This window comes from Oleiagrimonas sp. C23AA, from assembly GCF_011759385.1.
Taxonomy (GTDB): Bacteria; Pseudomonadota; Gammaproteobacteria; order Xanthomonadales; family Rhodanobacteraceae; genus Oleiagrimonas.
The window spans coordinates 92,872-117,002 of sequence record NZ_JAARLY010000002.1 but is presented as its reverse complement, the minus strand read 5'-3'; the positions used below and the strand labels follow the sequence as shown (position 1 = coordinate 117,002).

Annotated in this window: 23 protein-coding genes; 10 read left to right on the top strand and 13 right to left on the bottom strand. The window is 64.6% G+C overall.

Annotated elements, in window-relative coordinates; all coding sequences use genetic code 11:
* Positions 1 to 30: 30 nt before the first annotated feature.
* From trpE to pdsR, 3 genes are all read right to left on the bottom strand, one after another.
* Entirely contained in the window at positions 31 to 1,506 is a 1,476-nt protein-coding gene (gene trpE, locus HBF24_RS03535) for an anthranilate synthase component I (protein ID WP_167169104.1), read from the bottom strand.
* A gap of 100 nt (positions 1,507 to 1,606) precedes the next feature.
* Positions 1,607 to 3,598: an ATP-binding protein gene (locus tag HBF24_RS03530; protein WP_167169102.1), complete on the bottom strand. Its 1,992-nt coding sequence runs from the start codon at positions 3,596 to 3,598 to the stop codon at positions 1,607 to 1,609.
* 136 nt (positions 3,599 to 3,734) lie between these two features.
* Entirely contained in the window at positions 3,735 to 4,424 is a 690-nt protein-coding gene (pdsR, locus tag HBF24_RS03525; protein ID WP_167169099.1) for a proteobacterial dedicated sortase system response regulator, read from the bottom strand.
* Between the two features lie 595 nt (positions 4,425 to 5,019).
* Here pdsR and HBF24_RS03520 point away from each other — a divergent pair.
* Positions 5,020 to 5,859 carry a universal stress protein gene (locus HBF24_RS03520; RefSeq protein ID WP_167169096.1) on the top strand — a complete coding sequence of 280 codons (840 nt, stop codon included), beginning with the start codon at positions 5,020 to 5,022 and terminating at the stop codon, positions 5,857 to 5,859.
* Between the two features lie 82 nt (positions 5,860 to 5,941).
* Here the strand turns inward: HBF24_RS03520 and HBF24_RS03515 are convergent, their stop codons facing one another.
* Complete coding sequence (locus HBF24_RS03515; protein WP_167169094.1) at positions 5,942 to 6,232, bottom strand: hypothetical protein; 291 nt, start codon at positions 6,230 to 6,232, stop codon at positions 5,942 to 5,944.
* Between the two features lie 215 nt (positions 6,233 to 6,447).
* On the opposite strand from HBF24_RS03515, the gene HBF24_RS03510 reads away from it, so the two are divergent.
* Positions 6,448 to 7,059 carry a cysteine dioxygenase gene (locus HBF24_RS03510; RefSeq protein WP_167169092.1) on the top strand — a complete coding sequence of 204 codons (612 nt, stop codon included), beginning with the start codon at positions 6,448 to 6,450 and terminating at the stop codon, positions 7,057 to 7,059.
* A gap of 12 nt (positions 7,060 to 7,071) precedes the next feature.
* On the opposite strand, the gene HBF24_RS03505 is transcribed toward HBF24_RS03510, so the two are convergent.
* The gene (locus HBF24_RS03505; protein ID WP_167169089.1) at positions 7,072 to 8,094 is read right to left on the bottom strand and encodes a zinc-binding alcohol dehydrogenase family protein; all 1,023 of its coding nucleotides are present in this window, start codon (positions 8,092 to 8,094) and stop codon (positions 7,072 to 7,074) included.
* A 141-nt stretch (positions 8,095 to 8,235) separates the two neighbouring features.
* On the opposite strand from HBF24_RS03505, the gene HBF24_RS03500 reads away from it, so the two are divergent.
* From HBF24_RS03500 to ligD, 3 genes are all read left to right on the top strand, one after another.
* Entirely contained in the window at positions 8,236 to 8,781 is a 546-nt protein-coding gene (locus HBF24_RS03500; RefSeq protein ID WP_167169086.1) for a cytochrome b, read from the top strand.
* 92 nt (positions 8,782 to 8,873) lie between these two features.
* Positions 8,874 to 9,833, top strand: a complete 960-nt coding sequence (locus tag HBF24_RS03495) for a Ku protein (protein ID WP_167169083.1) — start codon at positions 8,874 to 8,876, stop codon at positions 9,831 to 9,833.
* Between the two features lie 3 nt (positions 9,834 to 9,836).
* The gene (ligD, locus tag HBF24_RS03490) at positions 9,837 to 12,203 is read left to right on the top strand and encodes a DNA ligase D (RefSeq protein WP_167169080.1); all 2,367 of its coding nucleotides are present in this window, start codon (positions 9,837 to 9,839) and stop codon (positions 12,201 to 12,203) included.
* A 12-nt stretch (positions 12,204 to 12,215) separates the two neighbouring features.
* Here ligD and HBF24_RS03485 read toward each other — a convergent pair whose 3' ends face one another.
* On the bottom strand, positions 12,216 to 12,647 hold the full coding sequence (locus HBF24_RS03485) for a universal stress protein (protein WP_167169077.1): 432 nt from the start codon (positions 12,645 to 12,647) through the stop codon (positions 12,216 to 12,218).
* A gap of 97 nt (positions 12,648 to 12,744) precedes the next feature.
* Positions 12,745 to 13,524, bottom strand: coding sequence for a fumarate/nitrate reduction transcriptional regulator Fnr (gene fnr, locus HBF24_RS03480; RefSeq protein ID WP_167169074.1), 780 nt, complete (start codon positions 13,522 to 13,524; stop codon positions 12,745 to 12,747).
* Between the two features lie 128 nt (positions 13,525 to 13,652).
* Here fnr and cls point away from each other — a divergent pair, with 128 nt between their 5' ends.
* The gene (gene cls / locus HBF24_RS03475; RefSeq protein ID WP_167169071.1) at positions 13,653 to 15,068 is read left to right on the top strand and encodes a cardiolipin synthase; all 1,416 of its coding nucleotides are present in this window, start codon (positions 13,653 to 13,655) and stop codon (positions 15,066 to 15,068) included.
* Positions 15,069 to 15,149: 81 nt separating this feature from the next.
* Here cls and HBF24_RS03470 read toward each other — a convergent pair whose 3' ends face one another.
* From HBF24_RS03470 to HBF24_RS03460, 3 genes are all read right to left on the bottom strand, one after another.
* Positions 15,150 to 15,443 carry an RcnB family protein gene (locus tag HBF24_RS03470; RefSeq protein WP_343162718.1) on the bottom strand — a complete coding sequence of 98 codons (294 nt, stop codon included), beginning with the start codon at positions 15,441 to 15,443 and terminating at the stop codon, positions 15,150 to 15,152.
* 175 nt (positions 15,444 to 15,618) lie between these two features.
* On the bottom strand, positions 15,619 to 16,014 hold the full coding sequence (locus HBF24_RS03465; protein WP_167169066.1) for a hypothetical protein: 396 nt from the start codon (positions 16,012 to 16,014) through the stop codon (positions 15,619 to 15,621).
* Entirely contained in the window at positions 16,011 to 16,382 is a 372-nt protein-coding gene (locus tag HBF24_RS03460; protein WP_167169063.1) for a hypothetical protein, read from the bottom strand. The genes HBF24_RS03465 and HBF24_RS03460 overlap by 4 nt, the downstream gene beginning before the upstream one ends.
* A gap of 96 nt (positions 16,383 to 16,478) precedes the next feature.
* On the opposite strand from HBF24_RS03460, the gene pncA reads away from it, so the two are divergent.
* Both pncA and HBF24_RS03450 read left to right on the top strand, forming a co-directional pair.
* Complete coding sequence (gene pncA, locus HBF24_RS03455) at positions 16,479 to 17,117, top strand: bifunctional nicotinamidase/pyrazinamidase (protein WP_167169060.1); 639 nt, start codon at positions 16,479 to 16,481, stop codon at positions 17,115 to 17,117.
* A gap of 166 nt (positions 17,118 to 17,283) precedes the next feature.
* Positions 17,284 to 17,859 (top strand): flavodoxin family protein, encoded by a 576-nt coding sequence (locus tag HBF24_RS03450; RefSeq protein ID WP_167169058.1) that lies wholly within the window; start codon positions 17,284 to 17,286, stop codon positions 17,857 to 17,859.
* A gap of 18 nt (positions 17,860 to 17,877) precedes the next feature.
* Here HBF24_RS03450 and HBF24_RS03445 read toward each other — a convergent pair whose 3' ends face one another.
* The gene (locus tag HBF24_RS03445) at positions 17,878 to 18,075 is read right to left on the bottom strand and encodes a CPXCG motif-containing cysteine-rich protein (protein WP_167169056.1); all 198 of its coding nucleotides are present in this window, start codon (positions 18,073 to 18,075) and stop codon (positions 17,878 to 17,880) included.
* Positions 18,076 to 18,167: 92 nt separating this feature from the next.
* Positions 18,168 to 20,240: a S46 family peptidase gene (locus tag HBF24_RS03440; protein WP_167169053.1), complete on the bottom strand. Its 2,073-nt coding sequence runs from the start codon at positions 20,238 to 20,240 to the stop codon at positions 18,168 to 18,170.
* 408 nt (positions 20,241 to 20,648) lie between these two features.
* Here HBF24_RS03440 and HBF24_RS03435 point away from each other — a divergent pair, with 408 nt between their 5' ends.
* Complete coding sequence (locus HBF24_RS03435; protein ID WP_167169050.1) at positions 20,649 to 21,350, top strand: pirin family protein; 702 nt, start codon at positions 20,649 to 20,651, stop codon at positions 21,348 to 21,350.
* A gap of 214 nt (positions 21,351 to 21,564) precedes the next feature.
* Here HBF24_RS03435 and bglX read toward each other — a convergent pair whose 3' ends face one another.
* Positions 21,565 to 23,787 (bottom strand): beta-glucosidase BglX, encoded by a 2,223-nt coding sequence (gene bglX, locus HBF24_RS03430; RefSeq protein WP_167169047.1) that lies wholly within the window; start codon positions 23,785 to 23,787, stop codon positions 21,565 to 21,567.
* Between the two features lie 152 nt (positions 23,788 to 23,939).
* On the opposite strand from bglX, the gene HBF24_RS03425 reads away from it, so the two are divergent.
* Positions 23,940 to 24,122, top strand: coding sequence for a hypothetical protein (locus tag HBF24_RS03425; RefSeq protein WP_167169045.1), 183 nt, complete (start codon positions 23,940 to 23,942; stop codon positions 24,120 to 24,122).
* Positions 24,123 to 24,131: the final 9 nt, after the last annotated feature.

Genomic DNA, 24,131 nt, shown 5'->3' with positions numbered 1-24,131 from the left:
TCATCGGCACTTTAGCGCATAAAAGGTCGCCTAAAGCCCGCTGGCCGCCTGCGCCACGGCGCGGAACAGGGCGCGGCCCTTGTTCATGGTTTCCTCCCACTCGGACGAGGGATCTGAGTCATAGACGATGCCGGCACCGGCCTGTACGTGCAGGCGTCCGTCCTGGATCACCGCGGTGCGGATGGCGATGGCGGTATCGGCGTCGCCCCACCAGCCAATCCAGCCGATGGCACCGGCATAGATGTTGCGCTTGAACGGCTCCAGTTCCTGGATGATTTCCAGCGCGCGGATCTTGGGTGCGCCCGACAAGGTGCCGGCCGGGAAGGTGGCCTTGAGCACATCCATGTAATTGAGCCCTTCGCGCACCGTGCCCTGCACCTGCGAGACGATGTGCATGACGTGCGAATAGCGCTCGATGGCGAACGCATCAGTGACTTCCACGCTGCCGTTGTCGCTGACCCGGCCGACATCGTTGCGGCCCAGGTCGATCAGCATGACATGTTCGGCACGCTCCTTCGGATCGGCCAGCAGCTCGGCTTCCAGCGCCCGATCCTCGACCTCGGTGGCGCCACGCTTGCGGGTGCCGGCCAGCGGCCGCACTACTACCTTGCCGTCCTTGAGACGCGCCAGGATTTCCGGCGACGAGCCGACAATCTGCGTGCCGCCCAGATCCAGAAAGTACATGTACGGTGAAGGATTGAGCGCGCGCAGGGCGCGATAGACATCCACCGGCCGCGCCGTGAACGGCACCGACAGGCGCTGCGATGGCACCACCTGGAAGATGTCGCCGGCGCGGATGTATTCCTTGGCCTGCTCGACCATGGCCTCGAACTCATCGCGCGTGAACGAGGACTTGAAGTCGCTTTCATCCACCGAGGCCGCGTGCATGGCGTCGGGATAGGCCGAGCCCGAGTGGCGCAGCCGGTACACCAGCTCGTCCAGGCGACGCTGCGCACGAGCATAGGCCTGCGGCTGCGAAGGGTCGGCATGCACGATCAGGTACAGGCGCCCTTTCAGGCTGTCGAACACGGCCAGCTCTTCGGCCAGCATCAGCAACACGTCGGGCGTGCCCAGCTCGTCGGGCTGGTCCCACCTGGCCAGTCGCGGCTCAATGTAGCCGATAGTCTCGAAACCGAAGTAACCGACCAGGCCACCGGTGAACGCCGGGAGTTCGGGCAACTTGGGCACGTCGTATTGCGTGCGCAGTGCCTCGACCTCGGCCAGCGGGTCGGCCACTTCGCGGGTCTGGGTGATTTCGCCGAAATCTTCCGTCTCCAGCGTGTGCCCACGCAGCTTGTACACGCGCTTGGCTGGTAGGCCGATGATGGAGTAACGACCCCAGTTCTCACCGCCCTCGACCGATTCGAACAGGAACGTGTACGGGCCATCGGCCAATTTCATGTACACCGACAGCGGTGTGTCGAGGTCGGAAAACACCTCGCGAACCACCGGTATGCGGGTATGGCCCTCACGGGCCAGCGCGTCGAAAGCGTCCTGGGAAATCACGGCAACAAATCAGGCTGGGAAGATCGGCGAAGATAACAGGGCCACCGCGGGGGCGACAGTTGCGCAAAGTCATATATCGCCGCAGCGGCGACCCGTGTGGTCAGCCCAGTCGCTGACGTGGCATACCGCGTAGCAGCAGGCAGAACGCGACGCCAGCGCCATTTTCCAGATTGTGCGCCTCGGCTCGGCCGCCATGACGTTCGGCGACCAGGCGCACCACGTAGAGCCCCAATCCCAGGTGCGGCGTGCCACCGCGTTCGGCCTTGTCGCGCATGCTCACCAGTGACTGGAACAGACGCCCGGCCATGGCCTCGGGCAGGGGCGGGCCCTGGTTGGCCACCTCGATCTCTGCGCCATCGGCCGTGGCATACAGGCCGATGCGGATCCAGCCATCTTGCGGCGTGAACGACATGGCGTTGTCGAACAGCTTGTCCAGGGCCTGCGCGACCAGTTCCGGCGCGCCGTGCAGCGGCAGCGGTTGCTCGGGCAACTCCACGTACAGCCGACGCGAACCCAGCAGCGCGCGATAGGCCTCGGCGCAACCCCCGACCACGTCGACCAGATCCATTTCCTCGGCCTCGGCCGCGGCGATGGCGCGTTCCATGCGGCTGGTTTCGCTCATGGCGCGCACCAGTTGCCCCATGCGCAGCACACCGTCACGGGCACGATCCAGATACGGTTGTGCGCTTTCGGGCAGACCGCTGTGATCCAGGTTATCCAATGAGGATTTGACAATGGCCAGCGGCGTGTTGAGTTCGTGCGACAACTTGGAGGCCAGCGTGCGCAGGTAGTCGGTGTAACCGCCGACCACGTCGAACAGGCGCGCAAAACTGCGCGCCAGATCGCCCAGCTCATCCTGCGCCTGCACCTGCGGGAAGGGTCCATCGAAGCGGCCATCGTGTGCCTGCGCCGATTCGGCGGCATCACGCAGGCGCCCCAGGCGCAGGCTCAATCGCGTAGCAAAAATAAACAGCACCAGCGCCGCCAGCAACAGCACGCCGAAGCTGGCCATCAACAAGCCAGCCAGCGCGCGATTGGCCAACAGCGGCAAGGCGCGGCTGGCCTGCTCCAGCGACAGCGCCGCCACCACGTGGCCATCCACGCGAATCGGCACCGCCACGGTCAGCAATACGCTGCCGCGCAGCCGGCCCTCGCGCCAACGCGACGCCGGTGTGCCACCAAGAGCGCTGAGCACTTCCGGCGTGCCTATCTGCGGCGAATCGGCCGTCCACATCACCGGCTCGGACAACGGCGCGGCCAACAGCAGGCGGTACACCGTGGCCGCCAACCAACCCGGTTCGCGCTGATCGCCCATGCTCAACGAGCCGCTTTGCGCCAGCAGCCAGGCCGAGGGCGCCAGCAATCGCGCACGCGTGCGCGGCGGCGCCAGTTGGGCCAGCTGAGAAGCCAGCGCCGGAAGGTAGCGCCACAACGGATGCACCGGCGGTGTATTGGCGCTGGCCACCGGATGCGCGCCGTCGAAGGCGGCCAGGCCAATGCCGCTGAGCGCCGGATCATCCGGCAAGGCCATTTCCACCTGATAGCCGCTGCCATCTTCCTGCCAGACGCCGGAAAGCGTCTGCGGAAAGCTCTCTGGCACATGCAGCGGCCTGGCCGTGAATGCGCCCGGTGCGGCGCTGGCCAGAAGATAGCGCGCGCGCCGATCACCGCGTGCGAGCACCAGGGTCAGGTGGTCGGCCTGCATGGCCATCGGGTCATCCACATCGACACGCTGGCGGCTGGTATCGGCCACGCGCGCGAACAAGTACAACTGGTGCCCGGAGGTGGCCAGCATGGCCTTGCCGTCGCCTGGCACGGTCATCTGCCAGGGCGTCATCGGCGCCCAATCGTCGCCATAGCCATCGACGCTTATCGGCTGCACACTGCGCTGCACATACCAGCCATCTTTTCGATGCGGCAACGTGGCGCCGATCACCACCAGGCTGCGTGCCATGGCATGCGCCGAGGCGGTCAGCGCCTGCGCCTGCCCCTGGCGCAGCAGCACGTCCATCTGCCGCACGAACCACGCACCGACCACTGGCAGCACCAGTGTGGACAATGCCACCAGCATCAGTTTGCGTCGCAGGGTCATGGCCGTGTCAGAAAGCGGGGATGGGAAGCGGAGCACGGGCTTGGCATCATCGTCTCGTTGAGGTCACGCGCATGGCGGCTTGCGCCAGCAGTCAGCCTCACGTGCTCTGATGCCTACGTTCCCGATGATCCAACCTTCAGGGCTTCCATCGGTAGCCCACGCCATGCACGGTTTCGATGGCATCGAAATCCGGTGCCAGGGCAATGAACTTCTTGCGGATACGCTTGATGTGCGAGGTGATGGTGGCGTCGTCCACCACCAGCTCAGCCTCACGCATCAGCTGATCACGGCTTTTTACGTGACCAGGGAAACGTACCAGCGTGTGCACCATCCAGAACTCGGTGACGGTGAGCGGAATCTCGATGCCATTCCAGCTAATGCGCATGCGCTCGGATTCGAGCTTTAGCAGGCCATGCTCGATTACCGTCTCGGCACTGGCCGGCGTTTTCAAAGACTCGATGCGCCGGAACAGCGCGGCGATGCGCGCCGCCAACTGATGCAGGCTGGTGTCCTTGGAAAGGTAATCGTCCGCGCCCAGACGCAAGCCCGAAATCACGTCGAAATCCGAATCGCGCGCGGTCAGGAAAATGATCGGCAGCGTCGCCGACTTGGCGCGCAGCTCGCGGCACAGATCAAAGCCACCCTCGGGCTCATCACCCAGACCGATGTCGATGATCACCAACTCGGGCAAACGCGATTCGAACGCCGCCGACGCCTGGGGCCGCGAGGCATAACCGCGCACCTCGTAGCCAAAGCGCGTCAGCGCCTCTACGTAGTTGGCGCGAATGGCCGGTTCGTCCTCGACGATGGCGATGTTGCGGGCCATGGCAGGTTCCTATTCCTGGTCTGAAGGCAAAGTCTAGAGGGCATGCGCGATGCCGTTATCGCAGCCTGACGCGCGGATACCGCCTGCGCAAGCACATCAGACGCCTTGCCCGCATTTGGCCATATCTTGCCTGCGCCCTGCCCGCATGTGCCCCCGATGGCGACCGCGTCGTGCGATGTCATGCATCACACCATCACGGCAACAGCAGCGGAGCGACGACGATGAGCTTTGAACATCACGACCCCGATCTGGCGCGAGGCATCGAACCACTGCGGGTCTGCCTGGCGTTGGGCGCGCTGATTCTGGGTGCGCTGTTGGGCATACGCTGAGCTTCCCGGATCCGAGCTTGCGAGGTATCGCCATGAGCACGACATATGTGCACCACCAAGAAGATCCTGACCCGGACTGGCTGCCGGTCTGAGCCGTTCCGTCCAGGGCCTGGATAATCCGTCCGCCCCCTTCCATCCCGTCCACCCCACCGGTGGCTTTCCGAGCGCCTTCCCTGCCATAGGGAAGGCGTCTTTTTTGTGCGCTACACCACAGGACGAAGTCAGTATCAACGTTAACATTGCCGCTTCAATTCAGGGGGCACTGAATGGATACCCACGCGTACGCCAGTACACTCGACGTGCTGGTGAATCTTCCTCACGGCGGTGAGGAAACGGCTGCGCTTCAGGCAGCCACGTTCCTATGCAAGCGCCTGGACGCGCGCCTGGATGCCTTATGCATCGTGCCGCCCATGACCGGCAACGTCAGCGTTCCAGAAATCACGACCCAGCAGTTGGACGAAATCCAACTTCGCCGCCAACAGGCCGAACATAACGGCACCTGGTACGACGGGCTGCTGCGCCAGCACACGTTGGAAGGGCGCTGGCAGGTCACTCAGGGCGACCCGGTACAGACGCTGTGCCACGTCACTGCCGGCTACGATCTACTGGTGCTGGAACGCGACGATCGTCGCGGCGAGGCCCCACTGGGGTTTGGCACGGTCTCGCGCGCCATCTTCGGATGTCGCGCGCCGGTACTGGTGGTCCCGGCCAAGACCCGGGCTGTACAGCCGGGGCGTCGCATCCTGCTGGCATGGAACGGTAGTCGTGAGTCGTTACTGGCCGCGCGCGATGCCCTGCCTATCCTGCGTCATGCCGAATCAGTGACGGTGCTCGAAGGCACGGCAGAACAACCCTGGGTGTCCCATGAGCTACCTGCCCTGCAGTTGACCGACTGGCTGCGCCGACGCGGCATCACCGCCAATGTGCGGGCCTTTGATCCGGGCAACGATGCCGGGGCGGCCATTTTACGGGCGGCGCACGACACCGAGGCCGACCTCATCGTCATGGGGGCGTGGGGACGTTCGCGCGTCAGTGAAATGCTGCTTGGCGGCGCCACCCGACACCTGTTCGCCGAGAGCGATGTGCCCATGCTGGTGGCACACTGAAAACAAACAAGGCCCGGTGCCAAACAAGGGCAACCGGGCCTATCGGCAACCACGCTCGCCGCCGTAAGCCTGAGCAGAAGCGTCAGCCGTGCGGATGCGCCTGCACTGGCGCAGGACGGCGCGCGGCGCGTACCAGCGCCCAGACCACCACGCCCACCGCCAGCAGCGGCAGGAGCAGCGGCAATAGCGCAAACGCCATCAACGGCAATACCACCAGCAGGGCCAGGGCTCCGACCAGCAGGCCGATGGCACCGCCCAGCAGCGAGAACACGCCGCCGATCAGACCGAACACCAGCTTGAAGGCCAGCGCCAGCACGCTGCCCAGCAACCAGAAGCCGGCCAGCACAGCAAAAATGATCATCAACTCGAACATGGAAAAGGCCTCCCAACGGTCGGGCCAGACAGCCAGCGCACCATGCGCAACCGTCCCTACAACGTTTTGATGCCGGTCGCCGTCAAAACGTTTAAGCACGTTCATATATGCGCCTTCCCGCCTTTTATTTCAATTACCTATAGGCCACAGGTCACGACTTCCAGGCGCGGTTCCCGGCGCCGTGTTTGCAACCGATTCACGCAGTATCTGCTTTCATGCGCGGCCAGATCGCCCAGAACAAGAACAACATACCGATGAACATTCCCGCCCTTTCCCGACTGCGCCGGCTGGCGCACGAGCACGTGTGTGCCGACCACCCGGACCTCGCCAGCATGGCGCGCAGCCTTGGCCAGCACGTGCATCGCGAAGGCGGTGCCATTGCCCAGGCACTGGCACCGCTCAACATGCAGGTGGATCGCCTGCGCCGTTGGCACCTGACGCCACGGCGAGCGCGCGGCGCGCATGTCACGCTGATGGCCTGGCCCGGCGATCACACCACGCCGGTGCACGATCACGACAGCCGCTGGGGCCTGGAAATCGTCCTGCTCGGCGCGCTGGAAGTGCGCAACTTCACCCGCCAGGGCGAGCAGCTGCACGAGGCGGAGAAAACCTGGCTCGGTCCCGCCGATGCGGTCTGGTACGACGCGCACGAGCCGCACGCGCATCGCTGCCGCAACCTTTCGCGCGATCACGTGGCCTGGACCCTGCTGGTGCACCAGGCACGGCTGGACCACTACCACGCCTATGAGCCGGCCGGCGACGGCCACCATGCGCGCTGGCAGCGCCGTCGCCTGTCCACGCGCTTTGCCGGTCAGCTGGCCGGCTGAGCACGCCGGCCGTCAGCGCTCGAAGCCTTCCAGCACCACCTTGCCAATGGCCTTGCCGCTTTCCAGCAAGCCGTGCGCGCGCTTGAGATTGGCCGCATTGATGAGGCCGAAGTGCTCGGTTTGCGTGCAGGTGAGCACGCCGGCATCGATATACTCGGCCACGGCCGTGAGAATGCGCTGCTGGGCAGTGATATCCGGCGTGGTGTAAAGCGCCCGGGTATACATGAACTCCCAGTGCAGCGACAGACTCTTGTTCTTCAGGGCGCTGACGTCGATGCCGCCTTCCGGATCGTCGATCAGGCCGATATGCCCCTGCGGCGCCATCGCCTCGACGATATCGGCATAATGCTCGCCGGTGTGAGTGAGCGAAAGCGCGTAGTGAATGCCGTCCGGGGCCAGCTCGGCCAGCTGCGGTGCCAGCGGCTGACGGTGATTGGCCAGCGCGTGCGCGCCCATTTTCTTGGCCCAGGCGCGGGTTTCATCCCGTGAGGCCGTGCCGATTACGGTGAGCCCGGTCAGCTGGCGCGCCAGCTGCAATGCCATCGAACCGACGCCACCAGCGGCACCGGTCACCAGCACCGTGCCGGGCGAGCGATGCTTGCCGAACGGCACGCGCAGGCGATCGAACAACAGCTCCCACGCAGTCAGCGAGGTCAACGGCAAGGCCGCCGCCTGAGCGGCGCTCAGCGAGGCCGGGCGTTTCGCCACGATGCGCGCATCAACCAGTTGGTACTCGGCGTTGGAGCCGGGCCGATCAATGACGCCGGCGTAGTACACCGCATCGCCCACCGAAAACCCCTGCGCGTCGGGCCCCACCGCCTCGACAATGCCGGCTGCGTCCCAACCCAGCACGCGGGTGTCGCCCTGCGGATCCATGCCACGACGCACCTTGGTATCGACCGGATTGACCGACACCGCCTCGACGCGCACCAACAGATCATGGCCCGATGGTGCCTGCGGCTTGTCCAGCTCGACATCAAGCAGGCTGTCATCGGCCTCGATGGCACGGCTATGGCGATAGGCAACGGCTTTCATGGTGCACTCCTTGAACGTGGGATGGATACTTAGGCGATGCGGGCACGACGCCCCGGCTTCAAGCGCGGCTGTTGATAAGTCTTGGCTAAGACCGACTGGTAATACTGATCGTGTCGCCCCAGATCGAGAGGATTCGCACCGATGCCCAGCCATTTCCGACCCTGGCACCGTTATCTGCACTGGATTACCGCCATTTGTGTCATCAGCGCACTGATCCTGGTGGAAACCCACGACTTCGCCCCGGACGGTTCTGCACTACACAAGGACATGATGGCCGCGCACATGCAGTTTGGCCTGGCTGTGTTGCTGCTGTTCATACCGCGATTGCTGTTGCGCGTGACCTCGACCAAGCCGCCGGTCGAACCACCGCTGCCGACCTGGCAGAAGGCACTGTCGGGACTGACGCACCTGGCCTTGTATGGTCTGATGCTGGCACTCCCCGTGCTGGGCCTGGTCGCCACACAGGCGCTGGGCCACGGCCCCAGTCTGTTTGGCCTGCCCATGCCCACACTGGTGACCCCTGACAAGTCGCTGGGCCACACGTTGATTTCGCTGCACCGCACCCTGGGCAACATCATTCTGTGGCTGGTGGTGCTGCATGTAGCCGCCGCGCTCTGGCACCACTTCTTCCGTCACGACACCACGCTGCGGCGCATGCTGGGTCCCCGTCGCAAAGACGCCAGCTAAGCGCCAGCCAAACGGGGTCGGGCCGGACTTGCCGGCGATTCACCTTGGCTGCGCTTGAATGGGGCTCCCATCGCCAAGGGAGGTTCGCCCAAGTGGCCCGACCGATCTGGACCGGCACATTGTCGTTTGGTCTGCTGCAGGTACCCGTGCAGCTGATGAGTGGCGAACGCCGCGCCGAGCTTCACTTCCGACTGCTGGACAGCCGCGACGAGGCACCGGTGCGCTACGAACGGGTCAATAGCGACACCGGCGAAGAAGTGCCGTGGAAGCAGATAGTCAAAGCCTTCGAGTACGACAAGGGAAACTACGTCGTGGTCAGGCCCGAGGACTTCAAGGCGGCCTCGCCGGAGACGGCCGACTCGATCGACATCGAGCGCTTTGTCGACCCGGCACAGGTGGATGTCGGCTACTACGACAAACCCTATGTGCTGGTGCCAGCCAAGCGCGCCGGCAAGGGTTACGTGCTGCTGCGCGAAACCCTTCGCGAAACGGGCCTGGCCGGCATCGCCCGCATTGTCATTCGCACGCGCGAGCATCTGGCCATGGTGGTGGCCGAGAAACAGGCGCTGCGACTGGTGCTGCTGCGCTATCCGCAGGAGCTGATCGCCGATGACACTTACGAGTTGCCCGGTGCGGGCAAGGCGGGCCTGAAGATCAGCGAGCGCGAGCTGTCCATGGCCGCCAAGCTGGTCAAATCGATGCAGGAAGACTTCGAGCCGTCCGACTATCGCGACGAGTATCGCGACAAGCTCGGCAAGCTGATCGAAAAGCGTCTGGCCGACAAGGACGTAGTGGAGCCGGAAACAGGCGATGACGACGATGACGGCAAGCAAGACGACGGCAAGGTGGTCGACTTCATGGCCTTGCTGAAAAAAAGCATCGCCGATAACAAACGCCAGCCCGCCAAAGCGGCCGGCAAGAAGAAGGCCAGCGGCAAAAAGGCCGGCAAGACCAAGCATGACGCCGCGTCCAGGAAAGCCAAGAGCTCGGACGGCAAAAGCAAGCCCGCCAGCAAGAAACCCGCGCCCCCGAAGAAAAAGAAGGCCGGCTAGACGATGGCGTCGCCACTTGACGACTATCGTGCCAAGCGCAACCTGCGCCACAGTCGCGAGCCCGGCGGCGGACGCAAGCGGCGTGATGGCCAGCCGATCTTCGTGGTGCAACTGCACCATGCCTCCAGTCGTCACTTTGATTTTCGTCTGGAAATGGGTGGCACGCTGCGCAGCTGGGCCGTGCCCAAGGGCCCGTCGCGCGACCCTTCGGACAAGCGCCTGGCCGTGCAGGTGGAAGACCACCCGCTCGATTACGCCGATTTCGAAGGCACCATTCCGGCCGGTTCCTACGGTGCCGGCGTGGTGCGCTGCTGGGATCGCGGCACCGTCGATTACCGCGACGACGACCCGGCCAAGGCGCTGGACAAGGGCCATCTTCACTTCACTCTGCACGGCGACACGCTCAAGGGTGAGTGGAGCCTGGTGCGTACCGGGCGCGGCAAGCAATGGCTGCTGATCAAGGCGCGCGACCGGCACGTGGTCGAGCACGATACGGCCAGCCAGCGTCAGGCGCCCGACCAGCCCAACCAACGCACGCAAGGGAAGCGCGCCATGCAAAGCCACCACAAGCAGCTGAGCCCGCAATTGGCCACCCTGGCCGATCAGGCACCGCGTCGTGGACTGTGGCAGGCCGAGGTCAAATACGATGGCTATCGCGTGCTGATCGAAAAGGACGGCAAAAAGGTGCGCATCCGCTCGCGCAACGGTCAGGACTGGACGCAGGAGCTTTCCAAAGTGGCCGCGGCGGTGGCCGAACTTTCCACCCGCTACTGCGTGCTCGATGGCGAACTGGTGATGTTCGATGGCGACGGCGTCAGTCAGTTTGGCCTGCTGCAACAGGCCTTTGGCAGCCGCGATATCGACCACTCCGAAGTGATGTGTTTCGACGTGCTGCTGCACAACAGTCACGACCTGCGCGACGAGCCCTGCGCCAAGCGCCGCACGCGGCTGGAGTCGATTCTCGACCAGGCCAGGAAACCGCTGCGCCTGTCGCAACAGCTGGACGGGCCGGCGGAAAAGCTGCGCCAGGCTGCCTGCGAGCACGGCCTGGAAGGCATCATCCTGAAGGACACCAAGGCGCCCTATCAGGGTGGTCGCAACCGGCACTGGCTCAAGCTCAAATGTATCCAGGGCGATGAGTTCCTGGCCATTGGCTACACTCGCGGCCAGGGCGCGCGCGCCGAGCTGGGCTCGCTGCTGCTGGCCGAACGCCACGGCAGGAATTGGCGCTATGTCGGTCGCGCCGGCAGCGGCCTGAGCGATACCGACATCCAGCGCCTGCTGAAGCTTTCCACGCGCAAAAGTGCGCCTGACGACATCGCTCGGCTGCCGGACAAAAGCGAGCTTCGCGGCGCCTCTCCGGTGTGGTTTTCGCAGCGCGTAGTGGTGGAGGTGGACTATCGCGCCCGTACCGGCAGCGGGCTGTTGCGTCAGCCGTCGCTCAAGGGCATTCGCCGCGACAAGGATGCCGACACCCTGCGCCACGAGCCCTCCGATCGCGAAGGAGACAACGCCATGCTCACACACCCGGACAAGCATCTGTTCGACGATCCGCCGCTGACCAAGGCGCAACTGGCCGAGTATTACCGCAGCGTCAGCGACCGGCTGCTGGCCGAAGCCGGCGGCCGTCCGGTCAGTGTGCTGCGTTGCCCGGATGGCATTGATGGCGAGTGTTTTTTCCAGAAGCACGCCGGCAGCGGCCTGCCCCAGGCGGTGCATACCACCGCCATCGACGACAGCAACGGCCACTCGGACTATCTGTACGTGGATGATGCCCAGGGCCTGGTCGGATTGGTGCAACTGGGCGGCATCGAGCTGCACGCCTGGGGCAGCCATGTCGACGATGTCGAGCACGCCGACCGCATCGTGTTCGATCTGGACCCGGCCGAGGACGTGGATTTCGGCGAGGTCCGGCGCGCCGCGCGCGATCTGCGCAAGCGCCTGGGCGAGCTGGCGCTGAAAAGCTTCGTGCGCACCAGCGGCGGCAAGGGGCTGCACGTGGTGGTGCCCATCACACCCGGACCGGACTGGGACACGGTGAAAGACTTCGCCCACGGCGTGGCCACGGCCATGGCGAAAGCCGAACCGGAGCGCTTCATCGCCACCGCCAGCAAGGCCAAGCGCCAGGGCCGTATCTTCATCGACTATCTGCGCAACAGCCGAGGCGCCACCGCCATTGCCAACTACAGCGTGCGTGCGCGGCCCGGCGCACCCGTGGCCACGCCGCTGCGCTGGGATGAGCTGTCACGCATCGACAGCGGCGCCCACTACACCGTGCACACCATTTCGCGACGCCTGCATCAGCTCAAGCGCGACCCGTGGCAAGGCATCGACAAGCTCAGGCAGTCGCTGCCCGACCTGGAGGCCTGAAGGCGCGCCACGTCAGCGGATGATCAGCACCGGTACCTTGCAGCTGGCCAGTACGCGCGCGGTGACCGATCCCAGCACCAGCGAGCCCAGCGCACCACGGCCGTGCGAGCCCATGATGACCAGGTCCATGGCCTGACGCTCCGCAAAGCGGGCCAGGGTGGGGCCTGGCGGCCCCAGGGCGGTTTCCTTGGTGTAGCTGATGCCGGCCTTGTCGAGCTGGCTGCCGGCCTCGCTCAGCGCGCTTTCATGGCTTTCCTCGTAATAGCGCGCCAGTGAGCCGTCGCCCGTGGTACCGAGCGCCATTTCGATGTCGGCCGGCAACGGCGTGGCGACATGCATCAGTGTCACCTGGCTGTCCTTACCAAAGTTGTCCCGGTGTTCGATGAGATAACGGCACGCTTCACGGCTCTGATCGCTACCGTCGAGGGCAAGAAGAATCTTCATGGCACGCGCTCCAAGGGACATGGATGCCATGCTAGGCGCGGTGCCGGTGCCGTGGATTGACCCTGATCAAGCCAGCGCCAGCTTGGCGCGGCGCCTCTCAGCGTAGCGGCGAACGCTGGCGCGAGCCTTCTGTGGCATCGTTCATGCCGGCGGCCAGGCGCGCCAGGGCATCGTAATCGAGAATGCGCAAGGCCCTGCGCTGCACCGTGAGCAGCCCCTCGTCCTGAAAGCGGCTGAACAGGCGGCTGACCGTCTCGATCACCAACCCCAGATAGTTGCCGATATCTGAGCGCGACATGCTCAAGGTAAGCTCCAGCGGCTCCAGCCCGAGCGCACGGCGGCGGTCGGACAGGCTTTTCAGGAAGATCGCCAGACGCTCGGGCGCCTGCTTGCGGCCCATGGTGGCCAAATGCTCCTGGTCACGCACGAATTCGCGGCTGATGACGCGGTACAGCTGGCGCTGCAGACCCGGCACGCGGCGGGCGACATCTTCGATGGCGTTGAACGGGATATCGCACACCGTGGTGCGCTCCAGAGTCATCGCGGTGCAGCGATGCTGGCCTTCGGCCACGGCATCCAACCCCACCACATCGCCGGGCAAGTGAAAACCCAGCACCTGCTCGGTGCCGTCGGACTGCACCGAAACGGTCTTCAACGACCCCGAACGCACGACATGCAGCTCGTTGAACGGGCTGCCTTCGGCGAACAGCGTACGACCTGCATCCAAGGGACGATGCTGACGCACCGCCGCTTCCAGCTTGGGCATGTCCTCGTGTCCGATCGTGGCCGGCAGGCACAGTTGAGACAGCGCACATGCCCCGCACGAGCGGCGCAGGCGCGCGATATCCACCACGGTTTCGCCTGAAGGATCCGTCATGAAAGTACCTTGGAATATTCCGTGACCGCATTCTGACACGTGAACGAAAGCCTGCCCAGCGTCGCCATACGCTTGAGCGTAGATCCGCAAACACCTACAACATATGGCCGACTCGTAATGGAGTTATCGTGAGCTTCAACCTGCTGACACTGGCCGGCGTGGCCGTGACATTGCATTTGTTAGGCCTGCTGGCGGCAGTGCATGCGGTGATCTACACGCGCACGCCGCAGGGGGCTGTCGGCTGGGCTGTTGCCTTGGTCAGCCTGCCTTATCTGACCCTGATACCGTATCTATTCCTCGGGCATAGCCGATTTCACGGCTACATCGTGGCACACCGACGGCGGCGCGCACGCTGGCGCGATGGCCAAGGGCGACCATCCAGTCACACCACGCACGGTCCGCCACACGCCAACTGCCAGCGTCTGGACGCACTGGCGCGGCTGATGGGTCGCCCGTTCCGTCCGGGCCACGCCCTCAAGCTGCTGGAGAATGGTCGAACCACCTTCGATGCGATCCTGGCCGATATCGCCCGCGCTGAACATTACGTGCTGGCGCAGTTTTTCATCATTCACGATGACGCCATCGGCACCGAGTTCGCCGACGCTCTGATCCAGCGCGCCAGGGCCGGTGTGGCCGTGCATGTGCTGTACGACGGCATCGGCAGTCATGACCTGCCAAGCCGCTATATCGGGCGCCTGCGGGCGGCAGGGGTGAAGATACACGCCTTCGCCACCCGCACTTTCACCAATCGCTTCCAGCTCAATTTCCGCAACCACCGCAAGATCGTGGTGGTCGACGGTGACTGTGGCTATGTCGGCGGCCACAATGTCGGCGATGAATATCTGGGCGACAAGCCACCGCTGTCGCCGTGGCGCGACACGCACCTGCGTATCGCCGGTCCAGCCGTGGACGAGCTGCAGCGCAGCTTTGCCGAGGACTGGTATTGGGTCACTGGCACTGCGCTAACGCTGCGCGCGCCGCGCTCGAACGAGGGCGGGGCCAGTTGCCTGGCCCTCAGTTGCGGTCCGGCCGACCGTTTCGAAACCTGTTCGCTGGCGTTTGTGGCCCTGATCAACAGCGCGCGCAAGCGACTGTGGCTGACCACGCCGTACCTGGTGCCAGACAACGCGGTGATGTCGGCGCTGCGCCTGGCGGTGCTGCGTGGCGTGGAAGTGCGCCTGCTGCTGCCGGCGCGACCCGATCACCGCATCGTATTCGCAGTGTCGTCGCTGTATGCGCACGAGGCCATCGGCGCCGGCATCGCCGTGTACCGCTACCGTGCCGGTTTCATGCATCAGAAAGTTGCACTGATCGACGACGACACCGCGCTGGTCGGCTCGATGAACCTGGACAACCGCTCGTTCCGGCTCAATTTCGAGATCGGCGTGCTGACCGTGGACGAGGACTTTGCCGCGCGCACCGAGGCCATGCTGGCGCGCGACTTTGCCCGCGCGCGCAGGGTCACGCCCTCGGACTACGCACGTATCGCCGCGCTACGCCGCGTCGGCATGCACGTGGCGCGATTGTTCGACCCCATTCTCTGAAGCGCGCGGCCAAAGGCCAGGCAAGAAAAAGGCCCGGGCGAGATACCCGGGCCTTGCACCGTTGCGGCCAAGCGGCGCCGCTTAGTGGCTGTGCAGCACGATATCGGCAATCACGCCACTGGCGATGGCCACCAGCAGGTACTGGCCGCTGTCATCTCGCACCCAGTGGTAGCCCCGCGGCGGACGACGCAGGTGACGGGTGCGGTAATCACGCACCACCACCACCCGATCAGCGCGGTAATGGTCACCACGGCGCCAGTGATGATGATCATCGCGACGGTGATCACGGTGGTAGTCGCGGTCGTGATCGTGCCCGTGGCCACCGGCGTGGCTCCATGAAGGCGGATCGAGCGGCGCCGGTGCGGCCATGGCCATCGACATGGTGGAGGCGGCCAGCAGACCCGAACACAGCATCACAAAACGTTTCATGGCATGTCTCCTCGTCAGCGCCCGGAAACTTCCGGCATGGGCCGGAGCGGGCTTGTTGCCAAGCGTGTTGCAGGCATACTGAACGCAACAGGTATCGATGCGTTGACGAGCGTCGAGCCGTTCAGTCGCGCGACTGGCCGCGTGTTCCACGCAAGTATTGCCTGAGGGCGCCGGCCCACACCAGCCAGCCGATCATCACGCCGACGCCGGCCGCCACGATCTCGATGAATACCCGCACGCTCAGATAATCCGGGTCGTGCACACCGGCCACGCTGCGCTGCATGCTGACCACCGCATCCAACGGCACAATGCCCAGATAAAGCAGATGCCAGGCATCGGCACCGGCACCAATGACCAATGCGGTCAGATACGCCCAGCCGATCACCTTGGCATGGCTCCAGCCCTCGCGCCGGCCGAACGCCTGCCACAGTCCGTGCACGAGAAAGCCGATCAGCAACGCCATGCCGCCCGCTTCGAAAGCGCCCAGCATGCCCATGTCCAGAAAGCTCAGATTCACCCGTCGGTCCCTTTGTGTGCGTTTGGCGTGAGCATGATAACCGCTAGCCTATACGCGCCCTCGACACGGGTGAACCGGCGCCGACAACACCATGTACGCAGACAGCTTTCAGCCAGCTGCCAGCACCCACCATGCGGGCAGACTTTCGATTCCGGGATCACAACAACATGCGTGTCTTGCTGCGATTTGGCTTGGTATTTGCCCTGGGCGCCGGACTGGCCGCCTGCTACCTGCCCGGCCCACATCATGGCGGCGGCGAACACTCGCATCACCAGCAAGGTTGGCACGACCACCACACCGATCGTCGCCATGAACACGGTGACGATCACCGCGATGACCGACGTGACGACCATGGTGGCTATGGCCACGACAACTACTCTCACGGCCCGCTGTAAGACACAACGCTGGCCATCACATACCTGAACGGTTAGGCTGCGAAGCCTTCCCTGGCCACGGCCGAGCCGATGCCATCCGCACACACCGCCCTGCTAGTGATCGACGTGCAACCGGACTTCATGCCCGGTGGAGCGCTCGCCTGCCACCAGGGTCATGACATCGTGCCGGGCATCCAATCGCTGCTGCAAGCGCGTCGCTACAGCCACGTAGTGGCCAGTCAGGACTGGCACCCTCCCCAACATGTCTCTTTCGCCAGTCAGCATGATGGTGGCGAGCCATTCAAGCAGATCGAACTCTACGGACAGCCACAGACTCTGTGGCCCGATCACTGCGTCCAGCATACGCCCGGAGCCCAACTGCATCCGGACGTAGACTGGTCCGCCGTGGACATGATCTTGCGCAAGGGAGCCGATTCACGAGTGGATTCGTACTCGGCCTTCCGCAACAACCATGATCCCAACGGCGCGCGCCCCAGCACCGGACTGGCTGGCTGGCTGCGCGATCGCGGCGTGACCGAAGTGCATATGTGTGGCCTGGCGCGGGACGTCTGCGTGCTCTGGTCGGCGCAGGATGCGCGCGCCCTGGGGCTGGACGTCACCTTGCTCTGGCCGTTGACGCGACCGGTCAGCCCCGATACCGACAACGCCACACGCCACGCCTGCAACGCGGCAGGCATCCACATCGAAAGCTCTCCCACGCCTCCCTGACGGGGCGCATACAGATGGACGCCGCGTGACGCTGGCGCCCGAAGGGTCCGTGAGGTATCCCCATCCCTCGCGCGGTCTGGCGCACCTGTACCCCCGCCCGGGAACCACCTGAGAGCGCCCTGCCTGGACGCTCTACATGCATAACAAGTTGGAAGGAGCCATCCTGATGGCAAATATCGCACTGGTTTACTACAGCGGCTATGGCCATACCGCGAAGCTGGCCAAGGCTGTGGAAGAAGGCGCACTGAGCGTCGAGAACACCGTAGTCCATGTGCTGCGTATCGATGACGAAGGCCAGTTGCCTGATGGTGCCTGGAAGCGTCTGGCCGATGCCGATGCGGTGATCTATGGCAGCCCCACCTACATGGGCGGGCCGGCATGGCAGTTCAAACGCTTCGCCGATACGTCTTCACGGCCATGGCAGGACTTGGCCTGGAAGGACAAGCTCGCGGCCGGATTCACCAACTCGGGCGCCCTCAATGGCGACAAGTTCTCAACTCTGACTTACCTGTTCACGCTGTCGCAACAACACGGTCAGATCTGGATCGGCACGGGGCTGCCTGCGGCCAACTACAAGCGAAATGGACCGAATGACCTGAACTGGACTGGCGGCTTTTCAGGCGCCATGGCAATTTCACCAGTCGATGCCTCGCCCGAGGAAGCGCCGCGCAAGGGTGACCTGGATACCGCTCGCCACCTGGGCAAACGGGTGGCCCAGTTTGCCGGACGCATCGCACTGTGACGCCTGCGGCGTGCGCGCTCAGGTTTCGTCCTGGCCGCGCACGTCCACCTGGGCATCCCCGGACACGTCCACACTGACACTCACCTCGATGGGCTGGCAGCAGACCTGGCAGTCCTCGATGTAGTGCTGGCTTTCGACCGAGCAATCGACCACCAGGTCGATCGGCTCGCCACAGTAAGGGCACTGGATGCCCACAAGATCGGTTCCGGCAAACATGGCGCGCATGGTACGCCATGAAAAACGCCCCGGCGCCGGGCACCGGGGCGCATATTCAGGCACGGTGCGGAAAACGCACCATCATGCCGTGGTTACAGGTGGCCATTTTCCAGCTCCTCGGCCAGCCGCGGCAGGTGATAGACCTTGCGCAGCGCATGGTCGATCGCCGCCGTGTCCACCGCAACCGCGCGGTTATTGGACGGGTCGAAGTAGAAATTGCCGGCCAGCGAGTGGATGTTGCCATCGAAGATCAGGCCCACCGCGTGGCCCTGCTTGTCGATCACCGGGCTGCCCGAATTGCCGCCGATGATGTCGTTGTCGGTGACAAAATCCATCGGCGTGGCCGGGTCCAGCGACGACTTGGCCTTCAGCCAGCTCTCGGGCAGCTTGAACGGGTCGGCACCGGTGGCGCGCTTGTACAGCCCATCGAAGTGGGTGAACGGCGGCACCGGCTTGCCCTTCTCCTGCCAGCCGACCACCTTGCCGTAGCTAAGGCGCAGGGTGAAAGTGGCATCGGGATAGCTGGTGGCGCCATCGCGCGCAAAGCGGGCCTTGGCAATGGCCTCGTCGGCCTTGGTCATCGGCGCGGTCACTTCGGCCTCGTACTGTTTGCGCACCGCGCGCGCTTGCGGGTCGATCTTGAGCGCCAGGCGGATCATCGGATCATCCGAGGCTTCGATGGCCTTCTCGCCGCCCTTCCACAGCTGCTCGCGCACCTTGGGATCACCCAGTTTGGTGCCGCTGACCACCGCCTGCGCCAGCTGCTGAGGCGACTTGTCGCCCAGCACCTCGTGCACAAAATCGCTGTCGGCGCCGAGCGCCTGGCGCATTTTCTCCAGCGACCAGGCCAGCGTGGTTTCCTGATACTTTGGATACACCGGCGCGGTCGAGGACAACTCCTGCTCCAGCGCCGGCAGGTTGGCATCCCGATAGGCCGGCAGACGCTCGCTGTTGGGCTTGGCGCGCTCGGCGGCGGCACGTACCAGCATGCGCGCATCGTCGAACAGGCCGGCATCAAAGCCCTGGCCACGCTCGATCATGGCGTAACGATCACGCAGGCGGGCACTGGCTTGCTGCGCCTTTTCCAGCTCGCCCCATGGGTCGCCGTACTTGGTTCGGCGCGAGGCATCGGCGGCGATCCACTTGCGCAAGGCGGCATCGTCTGACTTTTTCTTCTCGATGAACGACTCGTTGCCCAGCGCGCTCAGCCAGCCCTTGAACACCTTCAGCGAATTGTCGATGCCAAACAGCGCATCCTGGGCCGCCTTGGCCTGCTGCTGCCCCCCGCGGCTGTATTCCCACAACACACCTCGCTTTTCCGACAGGTAGCCGAAAAACGGCGTCAGCACACGATCGCGCATGTTGGCCAGTTCGATCCACGGCGTCTGACGCTGCGTGGAGCCAGGGTTGCCCACCACGAAAGTCATCTCGCCAGCTTCAGGGCCCTTGGGATCGAACTTCAGATAGTCGGCCGTATGCTCCGGCTTGCCGTCGACATAGGCGCGGAAGAAGGTGACATCCAGGTCGTAACGCGGGAAGTTGAAGTTGTCCGGATCACCACCGAAGAAAGCGATCGACTGCTCCGGCGCGAACACCAGACGCACATCTTGAAAGCGGCGGTACTTGTACAGCGCGTAACGACCGCCGTGATACAGGCTGATCACGTCGCAGCGCCAGTGCTTGGCATCGCCGCCCACACACCCCTGCTCCAACTTGGCATCGATCGCGCGTTGCGCCTTGATGCGCGCGCTGCCGCTTTTGCCATCGGTGGCCGCGTTGACCTTGGCGGTGACATCCGTGATCGAATCGAGCTGGTTCAGCTCCACGTCCGGACACTTGGGCTCATCCTTCAGCGAATCGGCCGTAAAGCCGTCCTGCATGTAGTTGCCCTTGTGCGAGAGCTGCGACAGGCAGCCGTTGGCGCAGTGGTGGTTGGTCATCACCAGACCATCGGCCGACACGAACGAGCCCGAGCAGCCCTCCGCCAGACGCACGGCGGCGTGCTGCACGCGATCGACCCACGCCTTGTCAGGCGCAAAACCGTAGCGCTGCTTCATCTGCTTGAGTGGCAGATGGTTCAACGTCCACATGCCTTCATCGGCCATGGCGCGGCCGGCAAACACCGTTACCGCCGCTATGGCGGCCACGTACATCATGCGCTTCATGGAAAGCTCCTCCCGTGACACCCCAACGCCCGGCCGGCATCATGTCGGTCGAGGCTAAAACGTTACGTTATAACAATCCCATGCAACCGCCCCCTGCCACCAGTCACACCGCGCGAGCGTACACCCGTGGCGTGTCCACGGCCCACTGCGAAGATCACCGGCTTCAAGCCCGACGAAGTCGACGACCGAAGCGAAGAGACTGACGCTGCAGTCATACCAAGGTGCAGGCAAACTGAACCGGCACGCCGGGCCCAGGCACCTCGAGCTCACTCAAGTGCACCTAGCCATCATGGCTACCCGCCGCTTGTTCACTTCAAGGAACAACGCGTTCCGAAGCCGAGGGCTACCGCCGACATGACCACGAGCCCACACTGCGCCCATATTCCACGGCTTCCCAAGGAGTCGATCATGCTTACGCTTCGTCACCATCAGGCGCGTGGCCACGCCGACCATGGCTGGCTCGATTCCTGGCACAGCTTTTCGTTCGCCAGCTATCGTGATCCCGAGCACATGGGCTTTGGCGCGCTGCGCGTGATCAATGAGGACCGTGTGCAGCCGGGCAAGGGCTTTGCCACGCACAGCCACCAGAACATGGAGATCATCAGCTACGTGCTGGAAGGCGAGCTGGCCCATCGCGATTCCATGGGCAACAGCTCCACCATCCGCCCGGGCGACGTGCAGCGCATGAGTGCCGGCAGCGGCGTCACGCATTCGGAATACAACCCCAGCCAGACGCAGCTGTCGCATTTCCTGCAGATATGGATTCTGCCGGCCGAGCAGGAAGTGGCGCCGTCCTACGAGCAGACCCATGTGGTCGCGGCCGACAAGCGTGATCAGCTGCGGCTGCTGGTCAGCGGCGACGGCGCCGAGGGCTCGCTGCGCATCCACCAGGATGCGCGCCTGTACGCCGGACTGCTCGACGGCGCCGCCGATACCCGCCTACCGCTGGCATCCGGCCGGCTGGGTTACGTGCACGTGGCGCGCGGCCGCGCCAAGGTCAACGATCAATGGCTGGACACCGGCGATGCGTTGAAACTGACCGATGAGCCGGCGGTGACCATCGAAGCTGGCGAGCAGGCCGAAGTGCTGGTATTCGACCTGCCGCGCTAGGACGTGTCATGCCCCCCGCGGGCGCTGCCGCGGCGCCTGCCGGGGGCGAGGAAGAGACAGGGGGAGGCCGTTAAGGCGCTCCCCCTCGGGACCATACGGCGGCCCTTTCCGGTTGGGCCAGGGCGGCCAGCCACTGCGCCAGACCCACCGGCGACCTGCAGACCCACACGATCCACCTCGCTTGGAGTCTACAAATCCCAGGCCCGCGACGGCGTCAGTCGATGTGCAGATCGGCCTTGTTGCTCGCTTGTGCATTGGCGCCGATGTAGACCTCGTAATCGCCCGGCGCCACCACCTTGTGGTTGTTCCAGTCCCACCAGGCAAAAGCCGAACGCGGCAGCATGAATTTCACGGTGGTCGAGGCACCGGCTGCCAGATGCACACGCTTGAACCCACGCAGCAGACGCACCGGCGGATTGGTCTGCCCTACTTTCTGATGCACATACAGCTGCACCACTTCGGTGCCGGCACGCCGGCCAGTGTTGGTGAGTTTGACCGAGGCATGCAGCACGTCGTGCGCACCCAGGGTGGTGTGATCCAACGTCACCTTGCCGAAGGCAAACTGCGTGTAGCTAAGGCCGTAGCCAAACGGATACAGCGGCGAGTTGGCCACATCCACATAGTGCGTGGTGTAGCTGTCGGCTGGGTTGTACGGACGGCCAGTCGGACGATAGCTGTAGTAAAGCGGCACCTGCCCCAGGTCACGCGGAAAGGTCACCGGCAGGCGGCCGCCGGGCTCGGCCTTGCCGAACAAGACATTGGCCACCGCCGGCCCGCCCTGTTCGCCCGGAATCCACGCATCGAGCAGGGCGTCGGCGTGGTCATGCAACCACGGCAAGGCCATGGCACGGCCGGATACCAGCACCACCACCATCGGCGTGCCGGTGGCCTTGATCGCTTTGAGCAGCGCGCGCTGGCGTCCCGGCAGGGTGATGCGCGAGCGACTGTGACCTTCGCCGATCATGGCATTGCTTTCGCCGACCACGACCACCGCCACCTTGGCCGCCTTCGCCACGGCAACCGCCTGCGCGATGCCTTGGGTGTCCTCGCCGTCCACGGGAACTCCCTGCGCGTAGGTGATCTGCGTGCCCTTGGGCGCGTTCTGGCGCAGACCATCGAGAATGCTGACCACCCGATCCGGCTGACCCAGTGCATGCACCGGGCCCAGCAGGTCGGCGCGATCATCGGCCAGCGGGCCGATCACTGCCACTGAGCCCACGTTGGGCTTGAGCGGCAGCACCCCGTGGTTTTCCAGCAGCACCATCGACTGCTCGGCACTCTTGCGCGCCAGCGTCACATGCTCGGCTTTGTGCGGGATCAGCGTCTTGGCATGCAGATAGCGATACGGGTCGGCAAACAAGCCCAACCGCCACTTCATCGCCAATACGCGGCGCACCGCCGCATCGAGCGCCTTTTCAGACACCTTGCCTGCGCGCACCAGCGCCGGCAGCTGCGCCAGGTAGGTGCCGCTGTGCAGATCGATATCCACGCCGGCATCGAAGGCCAGCCGCGCCGCCTGCCGCGGCGAGGCGGCGATGCCATGCTGCTGCAGCTGCGCCACCGCATCGTAGTCGGACACCACCACACCGCCAAAACCGAAATCCCGGCGCAGCGTGCCGTTGATCAGGGCGCCGTCGGCGGTGGTCGGGCGGTCGTTGAGCGAAATAAACGCGGCCATCACCGAACCGATGCCGCGCTTGACCACATGCTGGAACGGCGGCAGGTACACCGACTTCAGCTCGCGCGTGGAAAGATTCACCGCGTTGTAGTCGCGCCCGCCCTGCACCGCGCCGTAGCCGACCAGATGCTTGGCCGTGGCCAGCATGGTGTCGGCGGCCGATAGCGAACGCCCCTGGAAACCGAACGTGGCCGCGCCGGTGATCGCTTCATCCAGGAATGGATCTTCGCCGGCGCCCTCGACCACGCGGCCCCAGCGCGGATCACGACCGATATCCACCATCGGCGCGAAGGTCCAGTTCACGCCGGAAGCCGTCGCTTCCTCGGCCGACGCGCGCATCACGCGGCTGACCAAGGATGGATGCCAGGTTGCCGCCAACGCCAGCGGTTCCGGGAAGGTCACGCGGAAACCATGGATGGTGTCGCCCATGAACCACATCGGGATACCCAGGCGCGAGTGCACGGCCAGGTCCTGCATGTGACGAATGTAGTCGGGCAGTTGGCGCCCTTGGGCCTTGGCCGGCAGCATGCCATTGGTGCCCCCGACCTCGCCGTCAGCCACCCGCTGTGCCAGGTTTTTCTGATCGACGCCGAAGATGCTGAGCTGACCGGCCTTTTCCTTCAGCGTCATGCGCCCGATGAGCGTGTTGATTTTGTCTCTGGCCGCCGATGACAGCGGTGTCATCTGTGTCGAGACGGCAGCGGTGGGCGCGGCGGTGTTCAGGGCGGTGGCGGCAAGCAGCAAGGCGGCAACAGGCATCGGTGTCTCTCCCGATTACAGCGTATGGACGCCCGGCGTACGCTGCGCCGGGCCTGAATGCGCCGTCCACCGCGTGCCCCGGCATGAAGCCGAGGTTCACGCGCGGCTGCGCAGCATGGTGATCCTTCCCCTTGCACCTGCACGGAGGTGACATGAATCCGTCCAAGGATCCCAAGAACGTACCCGACACGCCGGTGAATCCGCAAAAAATTCCCGGCCAGCACCCGGATCGTGACCGCCGCGAGGATCGCCTTCACGGGCCGCCGCAGCCGCCCGAACACGATCCCGCGCACGGCGAATTCCGCAAGGACGGCGACTTCTCCAAGGACGACTGAGGTCGCGCC